This is a genomic window from Pantoea sp. GD03673 (genome assembly GCF_029844725.1).
In the GTDB taxonomy this organism is placed as follows: domain Bacteria; phylum Pseudomonadota; class Gammaproteobacteria; order Enterobacterales; family Enterobacteriaceae; genus Pantoea.
Genome location: NZ_JAOCKJ010000008.1, coordinates 234307 through 244525, shown reverse-complemented (window position 1 = coordinate 244525; position 10219 = coordinate 234307). Strand labels below are relative to the sequence as shown.

Genomic DNA, 10219 nt, shown 5'->3' with positions numbered 1-10219 from the left:
AACCCGTTTCCCGTTGCCGGTGTGCCGTGTCGATGGAGGCGCATTATAGGGAGTTTCCTCGGGCTGACAAGTGTTTCTTTAAATTAATTTACTGAGCGCAGGTTTTTTAAACGAACGGCTTAAAAAGAGACGTTTCATGGCCGAATAACGCACAAAAACGGCGATCAAACGTTGTAAAGAGACCTGCCGTTGCGGATTGCGGGTGCTATTCTTTTGCTTCTTCTCGCAGGATAACCCCAGGAAGGATACTCAATGATAAAATCCTCGCGCAGCATGGCTGGTTTGCCATGGATAGCAGCTATGGCCTTTTTCATGCAGTCACTCGACGCCACTATACTGAATACTGCCCTGCCCGCTATCGCCACCAGCCTCGACCGTTCTCCCCTGGCCATGCAGTCCGCCGTCATTAGTTACACCCTGACCGTTGCTATGCTGATTCCCGTCAGCGGCTGGCTCGCCGATCGCTTCGGCACACGTAAGGTGTTTATCATTGCGGTTTCGCTGTTCACCCTCGGCTCGCTGGCTTGTGCTCTGTCACCTACGCTTTCAGTGCTGGTCATATCGCGCATTGTACAGGGCGTAGGTGGCGCAATGATGATGCCGGTCGCACGACTGGCGCTGTTACGCGCCTATCCGCGAAGTGAACTGCTGCCGGTGCTCAATTTCGTCACTATGCCAGGATTAGTTGGCCCGATACTGGGGCCGATGCTGGGCGGCGTGCTGGTCACCTACGCCACGTGGCACTGGATCTTCCTGATTAATATCCCGATAGGTATTCTCGGCATTATCTACGCACGCAAATATATGCCGGACTTCACCACACCCAAACGCCGCTTCGATTTTACGGGCTTCGTCTTGTTCGGGGCTGGACTGGTAATGATCTCGATTGGGATTGAGTTGTTCGGCGAGCGGATTGTTTCCGCCTGGCTGGCGGGTGGCGTATTACTCAGTGGAATCGTGCTTTTAGTCCTCTATATAGTGCATGCCAGAAATCACCCTTCACCGCTGATCAATCTGCCGATGTTTAAAACCCGGACATTCTCGGTCGGCATTGGCGGCAACATTGCATCACGTCTCGGTACCGGCTGTGTCCCCTTCTTAATGCCGCTCATGTTGCAGGTTGGCTTTGGTTATTCAGCGATTATCGCAGGCTGCATGATGGCACCGACTGCCATCGGGTCGATACTGGCGAAGTCGACAGTGACACAACTGCTGCGCTGGCTGGGCTACCGCCGCCTGCTGGTCGGCATTACCGCCATTATTGGCATCCTGATCGCCAGCTTCTCGCTGCAGTCGCCCGCTGAAAGCATCGTTGTGCTCCTGCTTCCGCTGTTTATTCTCGGCATGGCCATGTCAACGCAGTTCACTGCCATGAACACTATTACGCTGGCCGATCTGGATGATGATAACGCCAGTGGCGGGAACAGTGTGCTGGCCGTGACGCAGCAGTTAGCAATCAGCTTTGGTGTGGCGGTCAGCGCTGCGGTGCTGCGCTTCTATCAGGAGTTTGAAACCAGCACCATTTCACAGTTCCACGCCACGTTTCTGACCATGGGTGTGGTCACTGTCCTGTCGGCGCTGACCTTTCTGCTGCTTAAAAACGGCGATGGACGTAATCTGATCACGAATCGCGACAGGAAGAAAAAACGCTAAACCGAGCCACGCATCACGAGTTCCGGCGTCAGCACCAGCGTTTGCTGGCTGGCGTCGGGTTCACTGAGGCGATGAATCAAGGTATCTATCGCCAGTTCGCCCAGTGCATCTTTGGGCTGGTGAATAGTACTCAGTGGCGGAGTGAGATAGCGCGCCAGTTCAATGTCGTCATATCCCATGACCGCCATCTGCTGCGGAACCTGGATGCCAGCCTGATAGAGTGCGTGATAAACCCCGACCGCCATCGCATCGTTACTGGTGAAGACCGCTTCCGGCGGCGTTTCCAGCGCCAGCAGCTCAACCATCCCGTTGTAGCCACCCTGAAATTCAAAGTCACCATTCACGATATAGCCAGGCAAAATCTCCAGGCCACTTTTTGTCATGGCGTTGCGATAACCTTCCAGCCGCATACGCGCCGGGGTTTTATCCTGGGGACCGGCAATACAGGCGATGCGGGTATAACCGCTGTCGATCAGATGCTGAGTCGCCAGCTCACCGCCCAGCAGCGCATTGTCCTGAATGATGTCACCCCGGCCTTCAAACGGTGCCCAGTCCATCATCACGGTAGGGACAGAGGGATAACGGTTCAGGATGTCTGCCGAGGGGAGATGGCTTTCCGTACACATGATCAGCAAACCATCGACGCGCTTCTGCATCAGCGTTTCCAGGCTGCGGTTCATCCGCTCCTCATCTCCCGCCGTGTTACAGAGAATCAGGCTGTAGCCACGCTGATAGCAGCTCTCTTCCACGCCACGCACCACTTCGGCATAAAAAGGGTTACTGCTGGTCGTCAGGAGCATACCGATAGTGTGCGTCTGATTGATTTTCAGACTGCGCGCCAGAGCAGAAGGGGCGTAGTTCAGATGACGTATCGCCTGCTCAACTTTTTCCCGCACGCCTTCACTGACAAAGCGATTGTTATTGATGACGTGCGAAACAGTGGAGGTAGAGACGCCCGCCAGGCGAGCGACATCTTTCATGGTACTCAAGCGCTTAGCCCTGCTGCTGCAAAAATTCATCAATCTCCGCACGCCACGGCACGGAGGGCTGAGCACCCGAACGGGTAACGGCAATCGCGGCAGCGGCATGGGCAAATCGCACCGCGTCAAACATCGGCTTCTGCTCAAGTCGCGCGGTAATAAAAGCACCGTTAAAGGTGTCGCCCGCCGCAATGGTATCAATAGCTTTAACGCTAAAGCCCGCAATACGCTGACCGTCTCCCTGCTCGCTCAGCCAGACACCGCGACGACCCAGCGTAATCAGTACCGTGCCAATGCCTTTCGCATGCAGTGCCGCCGCTGCACGGGCCGCATCGTCATCGTTGTTAACAGCAATACCGGTCAGGCTCTCCGCTTCCGTTTCATTCGGGGTAATAATGTCGATGAGCGCCAGCAGCTCATCTGAAAGAGGGGTGGCCGGTGCCGGATTGAGGATAACCCGCGTCTGATGCTGTCGCGCCAGTGTCGCGGCGGCCAGCACGCTCTCCAGCGGTGATTCCAGCTGCATTAAGAGCGCATCGGCACTGGCGATAACCTGTTGATGACGTACCACGCAATCGGGTGTTAACGCCGCGTTTGCACCCGAGTAGATGCCGATATTATTTTCACCGTCCTCGTTGACGAAAATCATCGCCACACCGGTCGACTCGCCCTCAACCACTTCCACTGGCGAGGTATCAATATTGTCCTGCGCCAGCTGCTGACGAATACGTTCGCCAATGTCGTCAGCACCCACACAGCCGATAAAGGCGATATCGGCACCCGCACGACCCGCTGCGACCGCCTGATTCGCGCCTTTACCGCCAAACGCAATCTGATAATTCTGCCCGATCACCGTTTCACCGGGACGGGGGAAGTGCGCCAGATTAAGAATGTGGTCAGCGTTAATGCTGCCAAGAACGGCCAGTTTTGCGTTTTTGCTCATTAGGGGAGTCCGGAATAAGTGCGCCACCGGGAGGGTGGCGCGGTGCCCTGCTTTTCTTTGAGTTATTGAGTGACCAGCTTCAGGTCGACCGGATTGATCGCCTTCACTTTTTCACCCTTCAGCACTTTATCAGCGGTATCCACGCCGATCATGCCAATTTTGTCTGGCATCTGTGCCACCGTCGCGGACAGTTTGCCACCTTCTACGGCTTTAACGCCATCAGCAGTGCCGTCAAAACCAACCACGATCACACCGGTTTTTCCAGCGGTCTGCAGCGCACGCAGCGCACCCAGCGCCATTTCGTCGTTCTGAGCGAATACGGCCTGAACATCCGGATGTGCCTGCAACAGGTTCTGCATGACGTTCAGACCTTTAGTACGGTCAAAGTCAGCTGGCTGGCTGGCGAGGATCTGGAATTTATGCGCATCAGCGGCCTGTTTGAAGCCTTCGCCACGCTCACGAGCAGCAGAGGTACCGGCAATGCCCTGCAGCTCAATAATTTTCGCATTTTCGCCGACCTTTTTAGCGATGAAATCACCGGCCATTTTACCGCCGAAACGGTTATCGGAGGCGACGTGGCTGACCACGGTCCCCTGCGCCGCCACACGATCCAGCGTGATGACAGGAATGTTCGCCTGGTTAGCCATTTTCACTGCGTTGCCCACGGCATCGGAGTCAGTCGGGTTGATCAGCAGCAGCTTTGTGCCGCGAACCGTCAGATCCTGAACGTTTGCCAGCTCTTTGGCCGGGTTGTTCTGTGAATCCAGCACCACCAGGTTGTAGCCCAGTTTGTCCGCTTCTTTCTGAGCCCCCTCTTTCAGAGAAACAAAGAACGGGTTGTTCAGGGTTGAAACCACCAGCGCGATGGTCTCTTTTGCCATAGCGCTGGTACTGAGGGTTGCGCCAAGAATCATGGCCAGTGCGGTTAACTTTTTCATCTTATTATCCTGTGTAAGGTCAGAGTTATTTACTGCTTTTATTATCCACCAGCACCGCCAGCAGGATGACTACCGCTTTAACGATCATCTGGTAGTACGAAGAGACGCCCATCAGGTTCAGGCCGTTATTCAGGAAGCCGAGGATCAGCGCACCAATCAGGGTGCCGAAAATGCGTCCCTTACCCCCTGCCAGACTGGTTCCGCCTAACACGACCGCAGCAATCGCATCCAGCTCATAGCCGGTGCCCGCAGTCGGCTGTGCCGAAGAAAGACGCGCCACCTCAATGGTGCCCGCCAGCGCCGCCAGCATCCCACTCAGTGAATAGACGATGATTTTGACGCGATTCACATTGATGCCCGAGAGGCGCGTTGCCGCTTCGTTACCGCCAAACGCATAGATATAGCGACCCAGGCGGGTGTGCTGCAGCATGTACCAGGCAGCGATAAAGACCAGCGCCATCAGCCAGACCGGTGCAGGGATACCCAGCGGACGACCAATACCAAACCAGCCCAGCAGATCGGCGTTGGCAGTAAAGCCGGTGTTAATCGGGCTGCCGTCGGTATAGACCATGGTGACACCGCGCAGCAGCAGCATCATGACCAGCGTGGCGATAAACGCCTGCACTTTACCGCGGGCCACAATGGTGCCGGTCAGAGCACCAATTGCCGCCCCCAGCGCCAGCGAGGCCGCCACCGCGACCAGGGCATTGACTTCCATGCCCACCAGCGATGCACCGACCGCGCCGGTCAGGGCCAGCAGCGAACCCACAGAAAGGTCGATACCGGAGGTCAGAATGACCAGCGTCATCCCCACCGCCATAATGGCGTTAACCGAGGTCTGCTGCAGAATGTTGAACAGGTTCGCCACGGTAAAGAAGTTCGGGCTCTGGCTGGCCACCACGGCGATCAGCACCATCAGCGCAATCAGCGACTTCTGTTCCAGTAGCCAGCTTTTGCTAAACCAGCGACGGCTGGCCGGTAAAGTTTGGGTCGTCATACCACTAAATCCTCGCTGTGTTGCTTGCCTACGGCGGCTGCCATCAGGCTCTCCTGAGTGGCGTCTGCTCGGGTAAATTCGCCGCTGATACGGCCTTCATGCATCACCAGAATCCGGTCGCTCATGCCCAGCACTTCCGGCATTTCCGAGGAGACGAGGATGATGCTCAGCCCTTCGGCTTTAAACTGGTTAATCAGTTGATAGATCTCTTTTTTCGCCCCGACATCCACACCGCGGGTCGGTTCGTCCAGAATCAGCACGTTAGGGCGGGTCATCAGACCGCGGGCAATCGCCACTTTCTGCTGGTTGCCTCCTGAAAGCAGGCCAATCGGCTGCTCCATAGAGGGCGTTTTAACGTTGAACAGCCGGATAAAATCGCCCACCGCCAGCTGCTCTGCCGCATGCTTCAGCGTGCCGCCGCCGTGACTGAAATAGCCCAGTGCCGTCAGCGACATGTTCTCTTTCACTGACATGCCCAGCACCAGGCCATCACGTTTACGATCTTCAGAGATATAGACGATGCCGTTAGCCAGCCCATCCTGCGGCGAACGCGTCACCACTTCCCGGCCATTGAGCCACAGTGAGCCTTTATGACGCGGCAGTGCGCCATAAAGGATCTTCATCAGTTCAGTACGACCCGCGCCCATCAGGCCCGAAATGCCAAGAATTTCCCCTTTGTGCAGGCTGAAGCTGACGCTTTCCACGCCGGGTCCGCTGACGTTCTCCACTTTCAGGCGCACGTCGCCGGGTGCCTGGTCAAGATGCGGATATTGATCTTCCAGTTTGCGTCCGACCATCATTTCGATCAGGCGCTCTTCCGTCAGTTCACTGACCGGATGTTCAGCAATAAACTGACCGTCGCGAAACACGGTGACGTCATCGCAGATCTCAAAGATCTCTTTCATGCGATGCGAGATATAGACGATGCCGCAGCCCTGTGCTTTCAGTTCGTTGATTACCCGGAACAGCGACAGCGTCTCGGTGTCAGTCAGCGCATCGGTCGGTTCATCCATAATGATGACCTGCGACTCAAAGCTCAGCACTTTGGCGATTTCGACCATTTGCTGATCGCCAATCGACAAATCGCCCACCAGCTTGTGGCTGTTGAAGCGCAGATTGAGCCGCTTGAGCAGCGCATCGGCTTCGGCATACATACGTGGCCACTGGATACGGCCAAAGCGGCCGACATATTCGCGACCGAGAAAGATATTCTCCGCCACGGTTAATTGAGGGATCAGGTTCAGTTCCTGATGGATGATGCCAATGCCCGCTTCCTGCGACGCTTTCGGTCCACTGAAACGGGTCTCTTTACCGAGCCAGCGCAGCGTACCGGCATCATACTGATAGATCCCGGTCAGCACTTTCATCATGGTGGACTTGCCTGCGCCATTCTCGCCCACCAGCGCCATCACGCGTCCGGCACGGACATTCAGCGACGCTCCCTTAAGGGCTTTCACACCCGGAAAGGATTTTTCAATGCCGTCGAGTTGCAGTAAAGGTTGCATAGCGGCCTCAGAAGGTCACACCGGCGCTGAGGATGACATTCGCAAACGGAGAACACTCTCCGCTGCGAATGACCGCCTGACTACGCTGCGTTTGTTGTTTGAATTGTTCATGACTGGTGTAGCTGATGGTGATGATATTTCCCTGGTGCTGTTGCAAGGCTTCGAGCACGGCGACAAGCGCGCTGTGAAGTTGCGGATTATGCTGCTTAATCTCCTCCGCGATCAGGGCGCGCTCTACCTGCATCTCCAGTGCAACAGCATTGACCACCTGCATAAAATCGGGCGTACCCGGCGTGAGCGCTAAGTCGATGCGCTGCGGTCCTGCCGGAATCGGCAAGCCTGCATCAGCAATCGTCAGCGTATCCGTGTGTCCCAGGCGGGCAATCACATGAGAGAGTTCAGCGTTTAACAGGCGACCTTTTTTCATCTTTTCACTCCACAGCGAAACGTTTCGCTGTCAGGAGTGTATGAAAACCCGCCATCAACTCAACGGGCAAAGAAGAAATCTGTGATCGCCATCGAAACGTTTCGCTTATGCGGGGGAAAATTTAGATTACGGCAGGGGACGGGCAGAAAAAAGGGCCGCACAGGCGGCCCCGAAGAAGGGCATTACGGCAGTTTCTTAACCTGCTTAACGTCCATCTCAATGCTGTTGAAATCTTTGTCCAGTTCACCCGTCAGCTCAACGTTATCTTTGGGCGTGATGGTCTGACCGTTCCAGTGCTTGTGGTCGATTTCGACCTTCATGGTGCCGGTCTGATCGCGGAACAGGTAATCTTCGTTGCCGATCTGTTTCTCCAGCTTGCCGCGCACGGTGATCCAGCTGTCATCTTTCATCTCTTCGGCCTGCTTCACCGTCACCACACTGGTGTGATCGGCATGGAAACCGCCCTGACCGGTCGCCGTCTGCGTCTGAGCGGCAGGCGCACTGGGATCAACAAATCCGCCCTGCTGTGCAGCGAAAACCGGGGCGGAAGCCAGCATAACGACGGCCAGAATTGCAGCGTGCTTTTTCATGGTGTACCCCTTTTTTAGTGGTGTTTTCGGTTTGAATGCGTCCAGTTGACCATAGAGTTCTTAACAGTTTCTTAAGCGATAAAAATAGACCATTTTCGCCGAAATCAGCTGTACAGAGGGGAAGTTGCTTCGTATAAAACGCTATCGGAACAGGGAGACGTGATGCGTATTTTACTGATTGAAGACGATCGCTTAATTGGCGACGGTATCAAAGCGGGCCTGAGTAAACTGGGCTTCAGCGTTGACTGGTTTATCTCTGGTGAGGCGGGTTTTAACGCGCTGGAGGCCGCGCCGTGGGATGCGGTGATTCTGGACCTTTCTCTGCCCGAACGCGATGGCCTTGATATTCTGCGGCAGTGGCGGCAACAGGGTAACGATGTGCCCGTACTGATACTGACCGCCCGCGATGCGCTGGATCAGCGGGTTGAAGGCCTGCAGCTGGGAGCAGATGATTATCTGTGTAAACCCTTTGCCTTAAGCGAAGTCGCCGCACGCTTGCAGGCGCTGATTCGTCGTCGTCACGGCCAGCTGCAGCCCGAACTCCGTCACGGTAACGTGGTGCTGCACCCCGGCAGCCATAGCGTACTGCGTGATGGCGAAGCCATTGCGCTAAAAAGCCGTGAACTGGCGCTGCTGGAACTGTTTATGCGCAACCCGGGCCGGGTACTGACGCGCAGCCAGCTGGAAGAGAAGCTCTACAGCTGGGACGCCGACGTCTCAAGCAATGCGGTGGAGGTGCATATCCATCATCTGCGTAAAAAGCTGGGCAGTCAGTTTATCCGCACGCTGCATGGCGTCGGCTACACCCTGGGAGCGGCTGAATGCGATCAATGAGCCTGTTTCTGCGGCTGGGCATCGGCTTCGTGCTGCTGCTTGGCATCTGCTGGGCCAGTGCCAGCCTGAGTGCCTGGCATCAGACCCGTGAAACCCTTGATGAGCTCTTTGATACCCAGCAGATGCTGCTGGCTAAGCGCCTGCTGACGCTGGATTTCACCTCGCTGGACCACACCACGCTGCCCGGAACCAAAGCGATGCTGCGCCACCATCGCGGCGAACAGGATGATGATGCGCTGGCCTTTGCGGTCTTTACGCGGGACGGCAGGCAGGTGATGAATGATGGCGACAACGGCCGCTATCTGCCGTTTGAGGCGGAATATCAGGGATTTCATGACGGGCAGCTCACCAATGATGACGATCGCTGGCGATTTGTCTGGCTGACCACGCCCGATAAGCAGTTTCGGGTGGTGGTGGGTCAGGAGTCAGAATACCGTGACGACATGACGCGGGATGTGATGAAAGCCAGCGTGCTGCCCTGGCTTATCGCGCTGCCCTTTATGTTGCTGCTGCTCATCGGCCTGGTCTGGTCTGAACTGCGGCCACTGAAAACGCTGGCACAGCAGCTGGCGCAGCGCGCACCCGATGACGATACGCCGCTACAGGCAGATCGCGTGCCGAAAGAGGTACAGCCGCTGATGATCGCGCTCAATGGCCTGTTCACACGTATCAGCGCGATGATGCAGCGTGAACGACGCTTTACCTCCGATGCCGCCCATGAATTACGCAGTCCGCTGGCCGCGCTGCAGGTGCAAAGTGAAGTGATCCAGCTGACAGCGGATGATGAAGTGATGCGAACCCATGCGCTGCAGCAACTGGACGCCGGCATTGTCCGCGCAACGCGGCTGGTGGATCAGCTGCTGACGCTCTCCAGGGTTGAAGCCGATGATGCACGCAGCGCCTTCGAACCCGTAGCACTGAAACGCACGGTGCAGGAGACGCTGGCGGCACAGCTGCCACTGGCAGATAAAGCCGGTGTCACGCTACGGCTGCACGCGACGGCTGATCCGCTGATTCAGGGGCATCCGCTGTTACTGTCACTGCTGGTGCGGAATCTGCTGGATAACGCCATTCGCTATACGCCTGCGGGCAGCGAAGTCGATGTGCGGCTGCAGGCAGATAGCCTGTCGGTGGAGGATAACGGTGAGGGTCTGAGTGCTGCCGATCTGCAACGGCTCGGTGAGCGTTTCTGGCGACCGCCGGGACAGGAGAAAAGCGGTAGCGGGCTGGGGTTATCAATCGTGCGTAATATTGCCCAGCTGCACGGGATGCAGGTTACGTTCAGCCCGCGAACCGGCGGCGGACTGTGCGTCACGCTGCGCTGGTCAGCGCCCGCCCCGTAAGGCGGGCGC

10 protein-coding genes are annotated in these 10219 nt (G+C 56.5%); 3 read left to right on the top strand and 7 right to left on the bottom strand.

Annotated elements, in window-relative coordinates; translation table 11 throughout:
* The first annotated feature begins 252 nt into the window (after positions 1-252).
* On the top strand, positions 253-1653 hold the full coding sequence (gene mdtD / locus N5J69_RS17325; protein ID WP_279771817.1) for a multidrug transporter subunit MdtD: 1401 nt from the start codon (positions 253-255) through the stop codon (positions 1651-1653).
* Here mdtD and rbsR read toward each other — a convergent pair.
* The 7 genes from rbsR to N5J69_RS17290 all read right to left on the bottom strand — a co-directional run bounded on the left by rbsR (position 1650) and on the right by N5J69_RS17290 (position 8033).
* Positions 1650-2633, bottom strand: coding sequence for a ribose operon transcriptional repressor RbsR (gene rbsR / locus N5J69_RS17320; protein ID WP_279771816.1), 984 nt, complete (start codon positions 2631-2633; stop codon positions 1650-1652). The two genes, mdtD and rbsR, sit on opposite strands and share 4 nt — an antisense overlap.
* 13 nt (positions 2634-2646) lie before the next feature.
* On the bottom strand, positions 2647-3576 hold the full coding sequence (gene rbsK / locus N5J69_RS17315) for a ribokinase (protein ID WP_279771815.1): 930 nt from the start codon (positions 3574-3576) through the stop codon (positions 2647-2649).
* Positions 3577-3638: 62 nt separating this feature from the next.
* Entirely contained in the window at positions 3639-4514 is an 876-nt protein-coding gene (rbsB, locus tag N5J69_RS17310) for a ribose ABC transporter substrate-binding protein RbsB (RefSeq protein WP_279771814.1), read from the bottom strand.
* Positions 4515-4539: 25 nt separating this feature from the next.
* Positions 4540-5511, bottom strand: a complete 972-nt coding sequence (gene rbsC / locus N5J69_RS17305; RefSeq protein WP_279771812.1) for a ribose ABC transporter permease — start codon at positions 5509-5511, stop codon at positions 4540-4542.
* Entirely contained in the window at positions 5508-7016 is a 1509-nt protein-coding gene (rbsA, locus tag N5J69_RS17300) for a ribose ABC transporter ATP-binding protein RbsA (protein WP_279771811.1), read from the bottom strand. Before rbsA ends, rbsC begins: the two co-directional genes overlap by 4 nt.
* 7 nt (positions 7017-7023) lie before the next feature.
* Positions 7024-7443: a D-ribose pyranase gene (rbsD, locus tag N5J69_RS17295; protein ID WP_279771809.1), complete on the bottom strand. Its 420-nt coding sequence runs from the start codon at positions 7441-7443 to the stop codon at positions 7024-7026.
* A gap of 182 nt (positions 7444-7625) precedes the next feature.
* Positions 7626-8033: a YgiW/YdeI family stress tolerance OB fold protein gene (locus N5J69_RS17290; RefSeq protein ID WP_279771808.1), complete on the bottom strand. Its 408-nt coding sequence runs from the start codon at positions 8031-8033 to the stop codon at positions 7626-7628.
* Between the two features lie 162 nt (positions 8034-8195).
* Between N5J69_RS17290 and qseB the strand changes: the two genes are divergently transcribed.
* Together qseB and qseC are read left to right on the top strand one after the other, a co-directional pair.
* Entirely contained in the window at positions 8196-8867 is a 672-nt protein-coding gene (gene qseB / locus N5J69_RS17285; RefSeq protein WP_279771806.1) for a quorum sensing response regulator transcription factor QseB, read from the top strand.
* On the top strand, positions 8855-10210 hold the full coding sequence (gene qseC, locus N5J69_RS17280) for a quorum sensing histidine kinase QseC (protein ID WP_279771804.1): 1356 nt from the start codon (positions 8855-8857) through the stop codon (positions 10208-10210). The genes qseB and qseC overlap by 13 nt, the downstream gene beginning before the upstream one ends.
* Positions 10211-10219 lie beyond the last annotated feature (9 nt).